Source organism: Saccharopolyspora sp. NPDC050389 (assembly GCF_040655595.1).
Taxonomy (GTDB): Bacteria; Actinomycetota; Actinomycetes; order Mycobacteriales; family Pseudonocardiaceae; genus Saccharopolyspora.
Genome location: NZ_JBFAKG010000063.1, coordinates 29,966 through 50,844, shown reverse-complemented (window position 1 = coordinate 50,844; position 20,879 = coordinate 29,966). Strand labels below are relative to the sequence as shown.

Annotated in this window: 1 protein-coding gene (cut by a window edge); it reads left to right on the top strand. The window is 67.3% G+C overall.

What is annotated here, in order from left to right; genetic code table 11:
• Positions 1-23 precede the first annotated feature (23 nt).
• A protein-coding gene (locus AB0I53_RS33005; protein ID WP_358611869.1) for a hypothetical protein crosses the window boundary here: on the top strand, positions 24-20,879 show its 5' portion. The gene runs 17,379 nt beyond the window's last position; only the first 20,856 of its 38,235 coding nucleotides appear in the window; the start codon lies at positions 24-26; its stop codon lies beyond the right edge, outside the window.

Here is a 20,879-nt window from a genome sequence, read left to right as displayed (position 1 = left end):
CTCCGCTGGTTGCCGCGGACCGGATGGACCCAGCGACCGGCGACGAGACGATAAGGCAGGCGAGGGCCTGGTTCGGCGCGGAGTCCGACCTGCGGGTGGACGAAGTCTTGGCCGAGCTTGGGGAGGCCATCGACACCGAGTTGGAGGCAGCGGAAGTCGCGCTGAGCGAGCTACCCGGTCGGGATGACCTGGTAGCGGAGGCGATGGGGGTGCTGGCCGAGTCGGCCCCGTTGTTGAGCCCCGCGCAGCGGGAGTGGTTGGCTCCGCTGGTTGCCGCGGACCGGATGGACCCAGCGACCGGCGACGAGACGATAAGGCAGGCGAGGGCCTGGTTCGGCGCGGAGTCCGACCTGCGGGCGGCATGGCCGGAGGAGCGGCTGAAGGCGGAGGCCGCGATCCAGCAGCCCCCGAGCGAGGAAGCGTTGCGTAGCGCGGACAAGCTGATCGCCGCGGCGTTCGACGCGGGTGAGATCAGTGATGCCGACAAGCGTGACGACGAGCTGGCCGGGGCTATCAGGACGATGATCGCCACCGCGACGAGCAGCGGGGGTTGGGCTGCCGGGTTGCAGGTGGCGGACGAGATCGCCGCGGACCGCGGCAGCATGGCGCGTGAGTGGACGCAGGACCGCCTCGATGTCGAGGGGTACGTGGCGTCGATCGCGCTGGAAAAACTGGGCGACCCCGAGTACGTGTCGCGGCTGCGGGAGCCGGCGCTGGATCTGGCGTTGTCGTCGATCAATCCGTTGCCGAGGATCAGTGGTTTCCAGCAGCTCAGCAGTTCACCGGTGGAGGCGGCTCGCGACGTTCTCGCGTGGCGGATGCACCAGGCGGGCGGGCCCAGTACGGCCAGTCTCGGCGAGGGCGAGGCTTTGGCCGCCCAGATCGGTAGCGTGCCGGCTCTGCGCTGGGAGCCGCGGCATGTCGTGCTGGCGGCGGCCGGCTTGCGCGCCGATCCCGCCCCCGCATTCGCGGCCGTCGTCACGAACAGCAGTTACCTGCGCACCCAGGTGCATGGCTACAACGTGTTCGACATCGCGCAGGTGACTGCGGCGATCAGGGCAAGCAGCGGGAACACCATCGAAGAGGCTGTGGTTGCCACAGCGTTGGTGCGGCTGCTCGGCATCGAGCCGCTGAGTCCGGGCATGGTCGACGCTCTTCGCGCCGAAGCTGGCGCGTCGCCGGGGCAGGTCATGCCCGGCTCGGTGGTCACGTACTTCAGCAGCGTCGAACTCGCCCGCAACGGTTACGCCCCCGAACAGATCGCCTGGCTGGTCAATCACCTCGAACACGAGGCCGAGGGTCGTCTCAGCCTGGACCAAATCGCCGACTACCTGGCCGTGGAAACAAAGACGGAGCCGTGGTCGGGCAAGAAATTCGATGCGTTCCGCGAGCAGCCCGCCCTCCGTGGTGCGGTCGATCCGGCCGTGCGGGAGGCAGCGAATCAGCACAGCCCGGCGCTGCTGGCCCGCCGCCGGTATTCGCAGGACGACGTGGCCACGGCGCTGCAGAACGCCATCGACGCCAGCGCCGTTGTAGTCGAACCGGAAGCGTTGTCCAGGCACGTCGCCCGCGCGCTCGGCACGGAGAAATGGACCTGGGAGAAGTTCGAGCAGGTGCGCGCCGCAGCGCCGGCAGAGGCCGATCTCGATCCTGAGCTGCGCGGGATCGTCGAGTGGCATGTCGGAACCGCCGCACTGTTCGGTGCCAAGTTCGGGTTCACCGATGTCGCCGCTGTCGTGCAGGCGGTCTGGGAGCAGGAAGGCCGCGAGGTGCCCGTCGGGCGCATCGCGGAGAACATCTCCCGGGAGCTCCGGTTGGGCGGGGGGAACCGGCCGCAGTTCGACGAGGTCCTGGCGGAGGCGCCGTCGCTGGCTTCGGTCAGCTCGGACACCGACGCGGAGGTGTTGCGAGCCGTCGATATGCAGCTGCTCCACGAGGACAGCATCAACCTCGACGACATGGAACGGGTCGTTGAGCAGGTCCAGCTCAGGAGCGGGCCGGACACGAGCTTCGCGCCGCTGATGGCGCTGGTGATGGGCGTCGAAGCGTGGACACGCGCACGCTTCGCCCGCGAGCTCGCGCACGCGCCAGAGCTTGTCGACATTCCGCAGGACTTCCGGCCGTCGATCGCCGCGGAAGATCGGGAGTGGCTGCTTGAACAGGGCCTCGACCCGGATCACGTGATCCGGGTGGCCGACCGCATCGTCGAGATGAGCGACAACAACGTCAGCTCGTGGTTTGTGGTGGACAACATCATCCGGTCCTTCAAGACCGCTGCGCCCGAGCCATCCTCATCCGCTGACGGTGAGCCTGGCCCGAATCGGCGTCTGTTCACCCGCCAGGTGCTCAGCGACGAAATCCACGCCAGCGGCGAGAGGCCTGCAGTCGAGGTCCGCACCATGACTGCGGTGGAGGCCTTGTTCGACCCGTACCTGCTCGAACTGCACGAGCTGGATCCGGAGGCGGTGGCCTCTGTCGTGGAGACGGAGGCGGCGGCCAACGACATGTCCGTGGTGCAGGCCGCCAGGTGGATCGCCAACGACAGCGGTCTCGTCCGTAGCTTCACCCCGTTGCATCGCCGGCAAGTCACCGGCGCCCGGGTGGAGGAGGTCAAGGCGGAGGCCGACCGGTCCGCCGACCTGTTCGCGGAGATCGACGGTGACCTGCGAGAAATCGACCCCGCGTCGCTCGACAGGGCCGAAGACACAGCGGAAGCCAGCGCGCGTGCGACTCGGACGGCCTGGGACCAGGCTCAGCAGCGGCTGACCGACGCGGCGGCCAACCTGGACGTTGAGCGGGGCCGGCACGCTGACCTGCTTCGTGAGATCGATCAGACCCCTGCGGGCACTCTGCCGCCACAGGACTCGGACGAGCGTCTTGCCCGGTCCGCGGCGGCGGTGGAGCGGGCGGAGCGACTCGTGCGGGAAGCCTCGGACGTTGTGTCCGCCACCCGCCTCTCGTGGCAGGTGACCGACGCCGGGCTTGCACAGCTGCGAGAAGCCCGTGCCGAGCTCATCGACCGGATCGAGACCGTCCGCGGCAAGGCCGAGCGCCTGGTGGACAGGGTCCACGCCAGGTCCCAGGAGGCGAGCCGCGTCGAAGCCGACGCGCGCGAGGCCGCGCAGACCTACCGTGCCAAGATCGCCGAAGCCGCGCAGGCTATCGAGAAGCTCACCTCCCCTGGTCTCGACGGGGAGCAGCGACGGGAAGCCGAGTCGCTGCTCTCGCGGGACCTCGACGATATGACCGAGCGGGACAACCGGATCGCCGCAGCGGCTGACCAGTCGGAGCTCCTGCACGGCGAGGCCAAGGCCCTCGGCTCGGAGTTGCGCGAGCAGTACGAGACGCTGAACGCGGCCATCGAGAAGTACCAGACCGTTGCCGGCGCCACCGCTGCGATGGTCGAGCAGGCAGCCGAGCTCCAGTTGCTCGCCATGAGTTCAACGCTGACCATCGAGAGCCTCAAGGGCGTCTCGTCGCTGGTCGACGCGGTGGCCGAGTACAGCGGAGAGGACCGTGCGGCCATCGAGTCGCAGATCCGCGAGATGAGCCTGGTCGAGCTCGCCGAGGCATTCACCAACCGGGAGCTGCCGATCCAGACCGCCGCGGGTGACCGGATCCTGGTCCCGGTGCAGGTCGAGCTGCATCGGCCGCCGGGCAGTGCCGCGCCGTCCACGCTGGCGCCCATCATGGTCGAGTCGAGCGGCACGGAGAACCGTGACTTCGACACTCAGGAGGCATCGGCCAGGGCGGTCTTGCGGATCCCGCTGGGGACGATCGAGCCGATCTCTAACTCCGACGCGTTCGTCCGTCCCCTGGTGTGGGTCGGACCGGCGGTGGACTCGCGCCATGATCTCGACTACACCGAAATCAACCTGGTCATGGAGGGTGACGGCGGCCGCCCGGCCATCCCGGCAACGATGACCGTCCGGGTCGGGTCCGGCGCCGTGGGGCGGCGACCCGCGGTGGCGATCCTGGATGCGGGCCTGCGCGTGGCGAGCATTACGCCGGTCAAAGCAGCCGAGGATGAGGACACCGCCGAGCTGACGCCGGAGGTCGTTGACCGCCTCGCCGGGAACGGCATTCGGCTACCGAAGGGGATCACCGAGGCGATCACCGCCGGGGCGCGGGTTCGCCTTGTCGGCTCGACCCCGGCGAGTCGGGGCGAGGAGCACAAGGTCGAGTTCAACGCGTCTCAGCTCGAAGGCGTCGAGCTCGCCGCCGGTGGCGGCTTGGGTGCCGGCGAGATGGTGGGGCTCGTGACCGGGCTAATGGGCGGGCTCAACGTGGAAGGCGGGTTCGGTACCCACAACGGCCCCTTCTCGATGGTCTACCTGGAGAACAAGGTGAAGGCGCTCTACGACCGGCTGGTCTACGAGGTGGGTGGCCACCGGGTAGCGATGCCGGCGCACGTGGCCATCCGTGCCGGCTTGCCTGTTCCCCGCCATTTGACGCAGTCGAAGGACATCGAGGTGCCGCCCGAGCGCCGTGCCCCCGCCTTCCTGGTGGCGCCGGAAGAAGTGAAGGAGGTGCCCGAGCCGAAGGTCCGCGAGTTCGCCGAGATGGTCTCCGAGCGATTTGCACTTGGCCCACAGGGCAAGGCCGCCCTGTGGGAAGCCCTTGGCGGGCACCCCGACGCCGGCCGGGGGGAGCTTGCCGCGGCGAAGGCCACCGAGGCGATGCGCAGTGCGACGGCCGGTGAGTTCGCGTTCAGCTGGGTGGAGGCCGACGGCAGGGCACACCGGGTCGCGGTGCGCATCGAGGCGGAGGTGCCCAACAGTTTCCAGCCGTCCTCCGAACGCTCGAGGACCAAGGAGGACAACCGCCTGAACCTGCGTGCCCGCGTGAGTTCTGCCAACCGGTTCTTGCGGTTCGTCTTCGGGCTCTTCTCGTTCCTGAGGGGCAAGCCGAGCTCCTGGAACATGCCGAGCATGGGCGTCAGCGCCGGTTTCAACGTGCGGCGCACCAACATGCAGGGCTGGGCGACGGAGAACGCACGTGGGTACACCGCGGAGAACCTCGTCGAGGCCTACGCGAACGCGCGGGTCGCGGGCGTACACACCTCCTGGCAGCTGCCGAACTTGGCACAGAGTTTGCTGGCCGGTGGCACGATGATCGGCTCGGACGTGCGTGGTCGCCGGGCCGCGCCGACGGCCGCTGACGCGCAGCTGGCGGGCCTCACGCCCGGTGACTCGCTGTATCCACATGAGACGGAGCGTGCGGAGCCCGGCGATGCGTCCGGTTCCCCGGACTCGCGGTCGTTGTCCAGGCCGAAGGCGTTCCGGAAGGTGCTGCGCAAGGACGAGTCCGGCAATAAGCTTCCGCCCGAGCCGCAAGCCGTGCCGTCGCCGCGGCAGGGAGTATTCAGCGAGCGCATCGAAAACGCGGTCCTGCTGGCGGTGCCGGAGAGCAAGCTCGCCTGGGCGACCAAGCCGTTGCCCGCCAGTGAGGTCGAGGAGCGGACGTATCTCGGGTCGCTGCCGGACGGTGTCACCTTCCGCAGGCTCGAACCCAAGAAGGTGGGGAACTTCGCGTACCCGCAGACGGTGCGGGTCAGCCCCGCCGACCGGGCTGCCGCGGAGCTGTCGGGTGCTCGTTCGCTGGTTCCCGCCGACGGTGGACGGCCGGATGCGCCCCAGCACAAGCCGCCACGGCTGTTCAAGACGTGGTCGAGCCCCGAGGGGCTGAAGGCCTTCACCGAGGTCTTGCCCGACGGGACGACGACGGAGTACCGGTACGAGGCACCTCCGCACAAGGGATCCGGCGACGCGGTTGGCCGACTGGTCGATACGTTCGATAGCTACGGCGCTCATCGAGTGGACGCCGACCTCGCGCTCAGTGGCCGGAAGCAGGAGGTGCCCGAGCTGGCGACCGGCGGCCTGTGGTCGCGGCTGCTCACCAAGAAAGTCCACACCAGCGAGTTCGGCAACTACCGGCTGCTGAGCGCGCAGAGCGCCAAGGACTCCCCTGAGTTGTACCGCTATGCCAGCCAGTTGCCGCTGATGGTCAGGTCGCGTTCCCGGGGATACCAACTGGGCGTGCGGATCCTGCTGTCGCTGATCAGCGTTATGCCCGGCAGCGCTGGGCGGGTGCTGGGCAACCTGCTGGGGCTGTACAACCTGAACCTCGGAAAGACCGTGCTGAAGGCTCCGGGCCCGTTGCAGGTGCTCCCGTACTCCGGTCCCACGGCGGTCTTCGTCGTCGACCGGAAGACGACCTACGAGACGTCCAGCCGCGCGGTCAACTGGTTGATCAACAGCCGGCTGCCAGGGGGTCCGGCGGTCTCGGTGGTGCCCAACGCCGCGGTGATAGTGATGCCGCTGGAGGACGCCATCAGCTTGTACGAGGCGGACGGCGAGGAGGTGCCGCCCGAGCTGCTCAAGGAGCTGGAGAAGCACCGGCAGGAGCAGGCGGATGCCCAGGAGACGGCGGAAGCGGAGCTCGAGCCTCATCGGGCTCGGATCAAGGAGTGGATCGACGCCGGTGTGACGGTCGCGACGATCGTGCAGCGGCTGCGTGATGATCACGACCTGTCGGTGTCGGAGTCGTCGGTTCGTCGTTGGATCGAGGCGTCCCCGGTACAGACCCTGCTGCCGGAGAACCCGGAAGACTACCGTTCGCACAACGGGACGGTGGTGGAGTCGTCCGAAGTACACGGGCGGCAGCCCCTTGCCGAGGCCGAGCGGGCCCTCGATTTCCTGCAGGTGACCGATGCCGAGTTCCGCGACAAGATCCTGCAGCCGATCGAGGAAGTGCTGGCTGAACCGGACGGGCATGTCACGTTGAGCGACGCCCTGGCCGGCAGGACGACGGAGCAGGGCGCGGTGCTGTCGATCGTCAATCCGGCGAGCAAGGGCTGGCGGCGGCTGTTCGGGTTCCACGAAGTGGTCAACGTGCGGATCTCCGCGGAAAGGTCGGACCACGAGGACGAGACGCCGGTGCGGCGTTCCCCGGTGATGCCGACGTCGATGGCCTCCCTCGCCTTCTCGATCGTGCTCACGTCGCTGACCAAGGCGAGGACCCTGGTGTTCGGCGGCGGTCCCCAGGTCGGCGGCGCGCACGCCGAACCGCGTCCAGGCGGGGGGACGGACACGTTCGGCGGGGCCAGCACCGGACTCGTGGCGGTTCGCGAGAAGACGAAGGTGACCATCCTGGACGGCAGCAACAAGGAGGAGCGCGGCGTCAGCACCTCGCAAAGCCTCGTCGGCCGCACCGACGTGAAGGTGAAGTACACGCTGGAGTTCTCGCGGCACGAAAAGCCCAGCTTCTTGCTCAAGGCGGTCACGCTGGGTCATGTGGTTGACAAGGACGTGCTGCCGCTGCGGGACGGTCGGCCGCAGGGTCCGGCGAAGCTGCGGAAGAAGTCGCCGCCGCCGGAGGGAGGGGGCAGCGCCGCGGTGTCGGTGCCGGCGACCGTGCTCGGGAAGGTGGGGCTGATTTCGCCACAAGCCGGGTTCGCTCCGGCGCTGCAGCGCCCGGCACAAGGGCCCACGGTGACCGTCCACGCCACGCTGCCGGACGGGGCGAGCCCCGTCTTGGCGGTCGGCGACGGCCTCCAAACCATGGCCATCGGCGAGTACACCTCCAAGGCGTTCGAGTCGGTGTTGAAGGCTCAGCTGGGAAATGCTCCGCTGTCGCCGGGCGCGGTCACGGCAACGGACCTGGAGAACGCGGCGGCCAAGGAGTCGCGCTACACCGAGGAAGGCAGTGCCGGCCGGCTCGTGCTGGACATGCTCTCGCGCGGCAGCACGGTACGCGGCGGTATGCACGCCATGGCTCACAGCAAGGACCGCTACGGGGCCGAGAAGGTTGTGGTGCGACGGGGTTTCCGCAAGAGCCGGATGAACGTCAGTGCCCACGCCAAGCCCATTCCTGCCGAGTTCACGCTGCTGAAGAAGGTGCCGCCGGAGGCGGGCGCGACGCTGGCCACGATCGACCAGTTCAGCAAACGGTTCGGCGAGTCCGAGGCCACGGCGGTGGGCGCGGCGGCGGGGTTGCGCGGCGAGGGAATGGGCGTCCGTGCGGAGGGTGAGGGTGCCATCAACCCGAATGCCCGGGTAATCCCGGAGGGCAACGTGCTCGCCGAGCACGACACGCATTTCGTGTCTGATCGGGGGGCGACGAACTGGGCGAAGAACAACGTCTACAACGACGATAAGTACATATTCCGCGGTAGCTGGCAGTACTTCCTGTCGGTGAAGACCCGCCACCAGCGCAGTGTGACGCAGGTGGACGCGCACGACGACAGCATCGACGTGGTGACCGGTGATCTCGCACTGCGCCTCGGCATGACCGACCTGGGCCAGCTGTGGCAGCAGGAATCCGTCGCGGTGCCCAGGGGGGGCGTAGTCGGCAGCACTCCCGGGCGAACCGGAGCGTTCATGCATGGCGAGGGCCAGCGGTACGAGCCGGCGCGGCCCGCGTTGCCTCAGGACGACCTGACCAGGGGCCGCAACCTGGACATCGGGCCCGGTGTGACCATGAACCAGGTGGTCGGCTATCTCGCCGGCCTGCCGGCGGCCCTGCGGCCTGCCACGTACACCTTCGCCCAGGACGCCGGCTTCACCGAGCAGCGACTGCGCGATGCGCTGACCAACGCCATCCAGCTCAACTGGCGCGGGCAGCAGGTGCGCAACCTGCTCGACGCGATCTACCCCGGCGACGAGGTCGGCAAACACACGCAGCGGGAACGCGCCGACGCGATCGCCAAGCGCGAGATGAACCTTCGCTCGGAGCAAGCGCGGCACCTCGGCCGCGGCCTGCGCAACGATCTGCGCGACGTCATCGCCTTCGACCTGGTGACCCGGGGCGAGGGCGCGGCGCTCGATCGCGCCAGGAACATCCGCCAGGATCTGGACCTGCCGGCGGCACCCATCCCCAGCACCGGCCGCCCGGACGCCATCGAACCGGCGCCCACCCCGAAGGTAACGGAGGGCGCCGGTGAACGGGAGCTGGAACGCGGCCGGGAGGGTTCGGCGCTGCATGCCTCGCGTGTGCTTCGTTCGCTGGTTGCGGATCGGGTGGGCGTGGAGGAAGACGCTGTTACTGCTGAGCAGGTCGGTGAGTTCGTCAGGTCCCAGCCGGGCCCGGATGAGGTCGGCCCCCTGCTGGACCGGATCCAGACCGCCCGCGACCTGCTCAGCGAGGTCAGCGACGTCGACCAGTTGGAGAGCCGACGGAGGCATTACGTCGCCGCTATCGGCGAGATCAGCACGCTGCTGGGCAACCGCGAGCTGAACCGCGATGCCGTCCTCGAGATCGCCACGAGGATCGCGCGTGGGCTGGGGGCACTCCGGGCTGAGTCGAGGACCGCGTCTGATCAGCCGCTTGCCGTTGACCGCGGCGCTGGTCGGGAGAAGTTGACGAGTGAAGCCCAGATCTTTGATGCGGCGAGGAATCTGAGGCCGCATTACAACGACCTGAAGGCCGCGCAGCGAATCGTCAGCGAAACCAACCTGTTTGACACCCCGGTTAACCCTGATGTTGTCGATCTCGACGGTGAAATCGGCTGGGGTTTCCCGTTCAACACGGTGTCTCGCCTCGTTGCCGAGCAGCGCGCGAATCTCCCGCGTGGGTGGAATGAGCCTCGTTTGAAGCGGTTCGCCGCTGAACTCGGACGCGTTCTGCGCACCGAGAATCCGGGGTGGGTGGTGCGTAGGGAGCTGGAGAAGCTGAGGGGCGGCGCCGGCCCCGGCGACGCGGCTCATCAGCCCTCCGTCCCCGTGATGCCCGTGATGTCGGGTGCGGCGTTGGAGGCGCAGCTGGCCCGGGTCAGCTCTGACGAGGACGCATGGCTGGCGCGGCTTCCCGCGGCCGAGAAGTGGCCGTATTTCAACGGGCTGGGTATCGCGAACCGTCTGACCAACAAGAAGCATTTCGGGTACATCAGCCCGGCGGCGGCGGCTTTCCGCGAGGAGTACCCCAGGGACTGGGGCAATCTTGTGGAGATTGCCAAGCGAGCGCACGCGGGCTCGCAGCCGGCGCTGGCGTTGTTGAGGAGGACGCCTGAGCTGGCTGGGCTGGTGCATAAGGACTCATCACGGGTTTCTTTTTATGGGTTGGTGCCTGTGTTGACGCATGTCGTGCGGGAGGGGTACCAGCGGGCGGCGAACGAGCCGGGTGATCAGGGTGGGCAGGAGCGTGTTCTTGCTTGGGATGCGCTGCCGGTCATTACGGTCGCCGGGCTGGAGGATGCGGCGAATCTTCTTGTTCGTGAGACTGATAGCGATCGCTGGGATGTGCTGGACGCGGCTCACCCGCTGACCGAGGGCGGTCGGGAGTCGAACGCTGAGTGGCTGAAACGTGGCCAAACCGCGGCGAAGGCCTTCTGGGCGAAAACGTCGGATGCTGAGACATCGAAGATTTTGAAGAGGCTGCCTCCGGCGAAGCGGGACGCGGTCGAGGTCATCACTGCTCATGTGCTGGCGGGCAACCCGTTGGCCTTGTTGATGCTGGCGAAGACCGGGGCGTTCCGCGACGCCGACTCCTGGGGGCCTGTGCCCGAAAGGTGGTCCACTTCATCAACTGCTGTCGATGTGATGAAGGTCTTCGCGACCTTGGTGTCTGCTGGGCCTGTGGTGTCCGGGCAAGAGGTTTCCCGGGGCGCAGCGGCCGAACAGCGGGATGTGGTGCCGTTGAGCGCGGAGTGGCTGGTTCGTGCGGTGGATCAGCTTCGCACGGCCGAGCGAGACATACCGGTACGGAAATGGCTGGATCGCGCCGAGCAGCTGCGGACGGCGAAGGAATTGGTGTGGGCCGCGTACGGCGAGTTGAGCGATGACGACCTGCGTGCTCTGAATGCGTTGGACCCGGTGGTTCAGCGTGCGGTCAACAGGCTCGTCGCCGAGGCATTGGCGGGTGTGCCGGAAGCGCTGCAGATCGTGGGGGATACGCCGCGGCTTGAAGAACTTGGCTGGGATCCCAATGTGGAGTCCGATGGCGTCGCCGTTGCTTTGTCGGCGCTGGAAGTCGTTGCTCGGAACTCGTCGGCCTCGCCGGAAAGCGCGTCCCCGGCGTCGATGGTGTTGCCGGTGCGGTCGCAGGCCGAAGAGGAACCGGGGGAAAGCTCCACCGGTCCTGTCCGCGACCGGGCCACCGTGCCCGACCCGGGCGACGACGTGCTGATGGACGACGTCCCGACGTTCTCTGACGACGACGTCTCCGAGGGCTTCGGGGGCTTCGGGGACGGCTCCGAGTTTTCCGGTGACTCGGCGGATGTGCCGGGTGATAAGGGCAAGGAGGTTGTCGGGCGGCCGGGGGTTGCTGCGGAGCAGGGTCCGGCTATGGCGGATGTGCGGCGGTTGGAGTTGACGACGCCTGATGGGTTGGAGTCCCTGGCGCGTGACCTTGAGCTGCGTGAGGCGGAGCTGCGGTCGTCGTCGCTGCGGGAGGACGTGGAGAACGACCGGCGCCTTGACCGCGAGATGTTGAAGATTGGCCGGTCTTGGCGGGCAGCCGTGGACAGGGGGCTGGTCCCGGCCGCTTTGAGCGGGGTGTCGGAGAAGGTTCTCAAGACGGTTGCCAAGCATATCGTGGCGAAGACGCCGTCGGCGGTGCAGGCGGTCGGGACATCGGAGCTGGCGGGCCTGGTTAACGACGAGGGTGAGAGCCGGATTCCGCTGGCGGGGTGGCTGGTGGTGCTGGCGCACGTGGCTGAGGGGTCAGGGAGTGTTGCCGGTGGTGTCGGGACGCCGGATGGGCGGTTGACGTTCGAGCGGTTGGAGAAGGTTGCGGGGGAGCTTGGTGATGCGGCTGAGGTGGAGCGTTGGGCTCTGCCGCCGACGGGCGAAGTACACGACGAGAAACGGGAAGATGCGGTGTGGCAGCTGGTCAAAGCCAAGCTTGCGGTGGTTGAGGCGTCCGAGAAGGAGGCGCCGGAGTCATTGGGGCGGCTGCAGTCGCGCGAGCAGGAGGTTGTGAAGACGTTCGTCGCGCATGTGCTGGCGATGAATCCGGTGGCGTTGCGGGTGATGGCGAAGACCGAGGCGTTCCGCGCCGCCGAGTCGTGGGGCAACACCGACGGCTGGGCCTTCCACCTGGCACTTTTCAAAAAATCCAGGGAGGTTGCCGCAACCTTGCTGAACCTGGTCGCCGGGGCTCTCTTGCAGGGGGCGGTTCCGGGTGGGTCGTCGCAGATGCCGCAGCCGGGATCCGCCGAAGGTCAGAAGGCTGCGGGTTCCTTGCCTGCGGGATTGCGGGAGGTGGTCAGCGCTCTGGACCAGGACGAGCTGCGCCACTTGACGTCGGCTTTGAAGGCGAAGGGGTCGGTTAGGTCCGAGCTGTGGTCGGCTTCCGAGCGGCGGTCGGCTTTGACCGAGGCGAAGCAGGAGGTGGCCAGGGCGCTGAGCCCGGAGGGCCGTCGGGTCTTGGGCGGCGGGGACCCGGTGGTTCAGAGCGCGATCATCAGGTTCGTCGCCGAGGCATCGGTGAGTGACTCGTTGGCACAGAAGATTGCGCTGCAAACGGGCTTCGCCGCCGGTGACGTCGCGTCGTTGTTGAGGGCTGCTGTTTCGGGGGGTATGGATTGGACGTCGCTGGCGGCGGCCGCGAAGGAGCTCGCGCCGGAAAGCGGCGAGCGGTCGGTGGCGAGTGGGGTTTCTAGGAAGGGGCGTAAGCGGCAGCGTGCTGCTGTGGAGCAGGCCGGTCCTCAGGTGGGTTCTCCGGCGAAGCGGCAGCGCGGTGATGAGGCGGGACCGTCACAGGCGCTGGAAGCGGGATCGTCACCGGTGCAGGCGCAGGAACAGGTGCTGGATGGCGGGTCCGGGTTGCCGCTGGTGGACGACGCATTGGTTCCGAGGGCACTGCACGGGCTGTCGCCGGGTTGGCTCACCCCAGCCGAGTACGACGCTGCGGCGCGGGGCCTGGAGATGAATGACGAAGAGCGCGCCGCCGTGGTCGACGAGGTCGTGAGCCAGTGGGAACCGGCCGGCCAAGAAATGACGGTTTCCGCTCAGGGGCAGGAAGCCGAGTCCAATGCCGCCGACGACGGTAGTGCGGTCACCGGCATTTCGCCGCTCCCTGGCCTTGAAGGCGACAGCGACGGTAGTCCGGGCACCCTTGAAGGCGACGGTGGTGACGGGTTGCTGTTTGGTGCAGGGCCAGACGACGCGGGGTCTAGTGACGTGGGGGAGGCGTTCAACGCTGACGGCACCAGTGGCGGTGACGCGAGGTCAGGGGATACCGCGGCTTTTTCGGTGGAGTGGACGCCGCGGGGGTTGCTGGATGCGGCGTATGCGCTGGATGAGGTTCGGGCGCGTGACTTGTCGTTGTCTGCGGAGCGGTTGGGTTCGGCGTTGGCTGACGTGCGGCGGGTTTTCGATGGCCGGGAGTCGAGTGATGCGGTGCATCGGCTGGCTGAGGCAGGGTCGGCGTATCGGGATGCTGCGTTCAGGATTGTTGCGCATGTGCTGGCTGAGACGCCGGCGGCGATGTATTTGCCGGAGTTCGCCGGTGTTGATCTGGATTCCGTCGTGGATCTGTTGGGTGTTGTGGCCGCGCGGGTGCCGGCCTGGCCGGCGAGGTTCACGCCGGAGGGTCTGCGAACGGTGGCGGATCGTTTTGATGCGGCCGAGTCGGCGTTCCTTGAGGGGCAGCGGCGGCGGGGGACCGATCGCGAGCATGTCGTGCGTCTGCAGCAGGCGCAGGCCGAGGTGGCTGACGTCTTTGGCTGGATGACGGAGGCGCATCTCCTGGCTGGTCTGGATGAGGTGGATCGGGGTGCTGTCGGCAGGATCGTCGCCTATGCGCTGGCCGGTCGGCCGTTCGCGCTTGAGGTGCTCTACGCGACACCTCAGCTTCGTAATCTGGGCTGGGGTTCTGCGGAGGAGTTGGTGCAGGAAATCGCGGACAATGTGCGGCAGGTTCGGCAGTGGGGGGAGCTGGCGGGTGGAGTTGAGGCGTGGGAGTCGTTCTCCGGCGCGTTGGACCGTTTGCGGCTGAGGTCGCATCGCGTTCCGGAACCGGCGTCGTTGGGCATGGTCGTTGATGCCCGGGGTCGGTTGGGGGATCTCGCACGGAGTGCGGAGGAGCCGTCCACGACCGAGTTTCTGGTGGTGCGGCGCCCGAGTGGTGGGCGGGGCCAGGCGGTGCATGTGCGTGGATGGGAGGCGCTGAGTGGTGTGCTTCCGGATGCGCTCGGTGATCCCGGTTCCGGATATTGGGTGTACGGGCTCGATGCTGGGGGGCGCCGGATCGACCCTGGGCACGTTGCCACCGTGATGCCCGTGATGGCGGGGTGGACGGGTGCGGCGTTGGAGGCGCAGCTGGCCCGGGTCAGCTCTGACGAGGACGCATGGCTGGCGGGGCTTCCCGCGGCCGAGAAGTGGGTGTATGCCAACAGGCTGGGTATCGCGACCCGTCTGATCAGCGAGGAGTATTTCGGGTACATCAGCCCGGAGGCGGCGGCTTTCCGCGAGGAGTACCCCGGGGACTGGGGCAATCTTGTGGAGATTGCCAAGCGAGCGCACGCGGGCTCGCAGCCGGCGCTGGCGTTGTTGAGGAGGACGCCTGAGCTGGCTGGGCTGGTGCATGAGGGCTCGTCACGGGTTCCTCTTCGTGGGTTGGTGCCTGTGTTGACGCATGTCGTGCGGGAGGGGTACCAGCGGGCGGCGAATGGGGCCGAGCGCGGTGATCAGGGTGGGCAGGAGCGTGTTCTTGCTTGGGATGCGCTGCCGGTCCTTACGGTCGCTGGGCTGGAGGATGCGGCGAATCTTCTTGTTCGTGAGACTGATAGCGATCGCTGGGATGTGCTGGACGCGGCTCACCAGCTGACCGAGGGCGGTCGGGAGTTGAACGCTGAGTGGCTGAAACGTGGCCAAGCCGCGGCGAAGACCTTCTGGGCGAAGAGACGAACGCCGGATGCTGAGACATCGAAGATTTTGAAGAGGCTGCCTCCGGCGAAGCGGGACGCGGTCGAGGTCATCACTGCTCATGTGCTGGCGGGCAACCCGTTGGCTTTGTTGATGCTGGCGAAGACCGGGGCGTTCCGCGACGCCGACTCCTGGGGGCCTGTGCTCACAACGCAGCCCAACGCAAAAACTGCTGTCGATGTGATGAAGGTCTTCGCGACCTTGGTGTCTGCTGGGCCTGTGGTGTCCGGGCAAGAGGTTTCCCGGGGCGCAGCGGCCGAACAGCGGGATGTGGTGCCGTTGAGCGCCGAGTGGCTGGTTCGTGCGGTGGATCAGCTTCGCACGGCCGAGCGAGACATACCGGTACAGAAATGGCTGGATCGCGCCGAGCAGCTGCGGACGGCGAAGGAATTGGTGTGGGCCGCGTACGGCGAGTTGAGCGATGACGACCTGCGTGCTCTGAATGCGTTGGACCCGGTGGTTCAGCGTGCGGTCAACAGGCTCGTCGCAGAGGCATTGGCGGGTGTGCCGGAAGCGCTGCAGATCGTGGGGGCGGCGCCGCGGCTTGAAGAACTTGGCTGGGACCCCAATGTGGAGTCCGATGGCGTCGCCGTTGCTTTGTCGGCGCTGGAAGTCGTTGCTCGGAACTCGTCGGCCTCGCAGGAAAGCGCGCCCCCGGCGTCGACGGTGTTGCCGGTGCGGTCGCAGGGTGCTGTGCCGGTGGGTGACGGGCGGGTCGGCGCGCGGGACAGCGACGGTGATGGTGGCGCGCCGCAAGTGCTGCGTGACGCGCCGAGGCGAAGCCTGAGGTGGGCCGGAGAAGAACAAGGGGAAAGCTCCACCGGTCCTGTCCGCGACCGGGCCACCGTGCCCGACCCGGGCGACGACGTGCTGATGGACGACGTCCCGACGTTCTCTGACGACGACGTCTCCGAGGGCTTCGGGGGCTTCGGGGACGGCTCCGAGTTTTCCGGCGACTCGGCGGATGTGCCGGGTGATAAGGGCAAGGAGGTTGTCGGGCGGCTGGGGGTTGCTGCGGAGCAGGGTCCGGCTATGGCGGATGTGCGGCGGTTGGAGTTGACGACGCCTGGTGGGTTGGAGTCCCTGGCGGGTGCACTTGAGCTTCGTGAGGCGGAGCTGCGGTCGTCGTCGCTGCGGGAGGACGTGGCGAACGTCCAGCGCCTTAACAGCGTGGGGTCGGGGATGGGCCCGGCTTGGAAGTCAGCCGTGGACAGGGGGCTGGTCCCGGCCGCTTTGAGCGGGGTGTCGGAGAAGGTTCTCAAGACGGTTGCCAAGCATATCGTGGCGAAGACGCCGTCGGCGGTGCAGGCGGTCGGGACATCGGAGCTGGCGGGCCTGGTTAACGACGAGGGTGAGAGCCGGGTTCCGCTGGTGGGGTGGCTGGTGGTGCTGGCGCACGTGGCTGAGGGGTCAGGGAATGTTGCCGGTGGTGTCGAGACGCCGGATGGGCGGTTGACGTTCGAGCGGTTGGAGAAGGTGGCGGGGGAGTTTGGTGATGCGGCTGAGGTGGAGCGTTGGGCTTTGCCGCCGACGGGCGAAGTACACGAGACGAAGCGGGAAGATGCGGCATGGCATCTGGCCAAAGCCAAGCTTGCGGTGGTTGAGGCGTCCGAGAAGGAGGCGCCGGAGGCCTTGGGGCGGCTGCAGTCGCGCGAGCAGGAGGTTGTGAAGACGTTCGTCGCGCATGTGCTGGCGATGAAACCGGTGGCGTTGCGGGTGATGGCGAAGACCGAGGCGTTCCGCGCCGCCGAGTCGTGGGGCAACACCGACGGCTGGGTCCTCAACCTGGCACATTTCAAAAAATCCAGGGATTTGGCCGCAACCTTGCTGAACCTGGTCGCCGGGGCTCTCCCGCAGCGGGCGGTTCCGGGTGGGTCGTCGCAGATGCCGCAGCCGGGATCCGCCGAAAGTCAGAAGGCTGCGGGTCCCTTGCCTGCGGGATTGCGGGAGGTGGTCAGCGCTCTGGACCAGGACGAGCTGCGCCACTTGACGTCGGCTTTCAAGGCGACGGCGAGGTCAGGGGCCGGGCGGCGGTCGGCTGGGTCCGAGCGGTGGTCGGCTTTGGCCGAGGCGAAGCGGAAGGTGGCCGGGGCCTATGACGAGCTGAGCCTGGAGAACCCTCAGGTCTGGGGCGGCCTGGACCCGGTGGTTCAGAGCGCGATCATCAGGTTCGTCGCCGAGGCATCGGTGAGTGGCTCGTTGGCACAGAAGATCGCGCTGCAAAAGCAAGAGCTTGGTGGCTTCGCCGCCGCCGGTGACGTTGAGTCGTTGTTGGGGGCTGTTGTTTCGGGGGGTATGGATTGGACGTCGCTGGCGGCGGCCGCGGAGGAGCTCGCGCCGGAAAGCGGCGGGCGTAAGCGGCAGCGTGCTGCTGTGGAGCAGGCCGGTCCTCAGGTGGGTTCTCCGGCGAAGCGGCAGCGCGGTGATGAGGCGGCGGGGGATTCGTGGGTGGGGGGTGTGTGGGACAGGGCGCGGGTGCTGTCGGCGGTGTCGGCGTTGGAGGCGCCGGGCAGTGGTGAGGCGTGGAGTGGGATTTGGGGTGAGTTGGGTCCGCCGAGCGGGTTGGACGCCTCTCGGGCTTTGGCGGGTGAGGATGGGGAGGTTTTTGAGGGTGTGGCGCGGGTGGTGTGGCTTCGGGCTAATCGGGGCGAGGTCGCTGAGGTGGTGTTCAACGAGATCCTGGCTGGTTTGAGGGCTGAGCAGCCGACCGCGGGGGCATCGTCACAGGCGCTGGAAGCGGGATCGTCACAGATGCAGGAACAGGCGCCGGACGGCGCGTCCGGGTTGCCGCTGGACGACACATTGGTTTCGGGGGCACGGCGCGGGCTGTTGCCGGATTGGCTCACCCCAGCCGAGTACGACGCTGCGGCGCGGGTCCTGGAGATGGATGACGAAGAGCGCGTCGCCGTGGTCGACGAGGTCGTGAGTCAGTGGGAACTGGCCGGCCAAGAAATGACGGTTTCCGCTCAGGGGCAGGAAGCCGAGTCCAATGCCGCCGACGACGGTAGTGCGGTCACCGGCATTTCGCCGCTCTCTGGCCTTGAAGGCGACAGCGACGGTGGTGGCGGGTTGCCGGGTGGTGAGTTTGGTGATTCTGCGTTGCTGGACCGCCAGCCCGAGTCGGTCGGCGGGCCGTTTGGTGCCGGGTCAAGCGACGCGGGTGATAAGGGCAACGAGGTTGTCGGGCGGTCGCGGGTTGCTGCGGAGCAGGGTCAGGCTACAGCGGATGTTCGGCCGTTGGAGTTGACGCCTGGTGGGTTGAATTCCCTGGCGCGTGACCTTGAGCGGATCGAGGCGAGGCTGGAGTCGCCGTCGCTGTCGGAGAAGGATTTGGAGAACGCCCAGAGGCTGGGCGAGCTGAATAGTGGCCCGTTTTGGAATTCAGCCGTGTGGAGGGGGCTGCTGCCGGTGTTCCCGGCCGGTTCGGGTCCGTTCACTCTCCATGTCAAGACGATTTTCCGGCATATCGCGGCGAAGACGCCGTTGGCCGTGGAGGTGGTCAAGGGGACACCTGAGCTGGCGGGCTTGCTTCACGGGGATGTGAGCCGGATTCCGCCGGCGGGGTGGCCGGCGGTGCTGGTGCACGTGGCTTGGGGGTCGGGGAATGTTGCCGGGACGCCGGTTGGGCCGGTTGAGCGGTTGACGTTCGAGGGGTTGGAGGGGGTGGCGCGGAAGCTTGGTGATGAGGCTGGGGTGGCGCGTTGGGCTTTGCCGCCGACGGACGGAGTGCCCGACGAGAAGTTCGAGAAGTCGCGGGAGCTTACGGCGGAGTTTCTGGTCAGAGCCAAACATGCTGTGCGTGCGGCGTTCCTGGAGAACCTTGTGAGTCCAGATGCACGGGGTCTCTTGCAGCAGCTTCTCAAGAAACAGCCGGGCAAGTGGGAAGCCGTGAAGACGTTCGTGGCGCATGTGCTGGCGTTGAATCCGTTTGCGTTGCGGGTGATGGGGAAGACCGAGGCGTTCCGCGACGCCGAGTCGTGGGGCGACACCGACGGCTGGACCGACACGCGCGCAGCCGACCCAGCCAGGGAAGTTGCGGCAACCTTGCTGAATCTGGTCGCCAGTTTGGTTCCTGCACAGCCGGGATCCGCCGGAAGTCAGGAGGATGCGGATCCCATCATGCCTGCGGGATTGCGGACGGTGGTCAGCGCTATGGACCGGGCCGAGCTGGACCTCTCGAACAGACAATTGCAAAAGCGGCGGTCGGTTCTGGTCGAGGCGAAGCGGAAGGTGGCCAGGGCTTATGGCGAGCTGAGCGGGGGGGACAGTCAGGTCCCGCGCGTGGACCCGGTGGTTCAGAGCGCGATCAACAGGTTCGTCGCCGAGGCATCGGTGACTGGTTCGATGGCGCAGAAGCTGGTGTTGCAAACAGCGGAGCTTCGTGACTACGCCGGTGACGTCAAGGCGTTGTTGAAGGCTGTTTCGAGGGGTATGGATTGGAGGCCGCTGGCGGCGGCCGCGGAGGAGCACGATGCGGCGCCGGAAGGCGGCGGGCGGTCGGTGGCGAGTGGGGTGTCTGGGGATCGGACTAAGCGGCCGGCGCCTGTGGAGCAGGTGGGTTCTCCGGCGAAGCGTCAGCGCGGTGATGAGGGTGCGGGGTCTGGTTTTGGTGCGGGGTTTGGTGGGTTGGTGTGGTCGCCGGAGCGTGTGGTGGCCTTGGTGGCTGGGTTGGATGCGGCGGAGGGCGCGTTTGTCGCGGCGCGTACGGCTGAGTCTGTGGCGTTGGCGCATGGGCGGATGGACGCGGAGATGGAGGGTGTTTTTGCCCGTCTGCCCGGTGATGTTCGGGAGGCGGTGGATCGGTTTGTGGGTTATGTGTTGGAGGGTCGGCGGTTTGCGTTGCGGGTGGTGGAGCAGACGCCGCAGTTGCGGGGGGCTGCTGGTTCTGCCGAGTCGTTGTTGGGGGCTGTGGCGGCGGGTTTGGCGTGGGGGGCGTTGGAGGATGGGTCTGCGGCATGGGACGGGTTCGCGGGGGCGTTGACTGGTCGGGGGGCGTCGTTTGATGGCGGGGTAATGCCGGGGTCGTTGGAGGTGGTTCCGCCGCAGCAGGATGTACGGGGGGTGCTGGATGCGACGGTGATGCATGCGTTTGCGGAGGGTCGGGTTGCGGCGGAGGCGCTGGTGGTGGGGTGGCCAAAGGACGGTTTGAGAGGTGGTGCGGGAATTCGGGCGTGGCACGTGCCGGCGATGGGGCAATTGCCAGCTGGTCTGAGTGATGCGGATTTCCGGTACTCGGTGGTCGTGGTCGATAATCAAGGGCAGAAGCTTGATCTGGTGGTCGATGACGAGGTAGCGCCGCCGGGGCAGTTGCACATGCCGGAGGCTGCGCCTGCCGATCCGAACATCGCAGCCGCCCGTGGTGTCCTCGACAAGTTCGCTGACATGAACCAGTTGGAGGAGAGTCGGCCTCTGCATTATGCCGCTGCGGTCGACGCGATTAGCCAGCTGTTGAGGAATGGCGAGTTCAGTGACGCATATATCGACGACGATGCTCGGTTGATCGCGCGTGGGCTTGGAGTGCTTCGTCCTGCGCTGGTGACGTTTGCGCCGCCTGCGGTGGTTCTTGGAGACGGTCAGGCCCGGTTGACGAGTGCAGACGACATCTACGCGGTCGCAGCGGATCTGAGTCCGGATTACAACGACCTGACGATCGCGCGGCGAATCGTCGACAAAACCAATCTCTTTGACACGTCGGTTGATCTCGGGAGCACGGTTGGCCGTCGCGTGGGATCTCAGTACGACGCCGTTTCCCGTCTCGTTGCCCATCAATACGCGACGAACCCCAACCTGAGGTGGAACGAGAAGAATCTGGAGCAGTTCGCGGTTGGTCTTGGCCTCATTCTTGGCACGGTCAATCCGGCGTGGGTGGTGCAGTTCGAGGGGTTGGGCGGTAGCGGCCCTGATCAGGTCGGTCAGGAGACGCCAGCGGAGCCGGTGCAGTACGACCCGGAAGAACTTCGCGACTACTGGGAACAGCAGCAGCTGTCCGGGGGTGGGCACGATCCGGCCGGG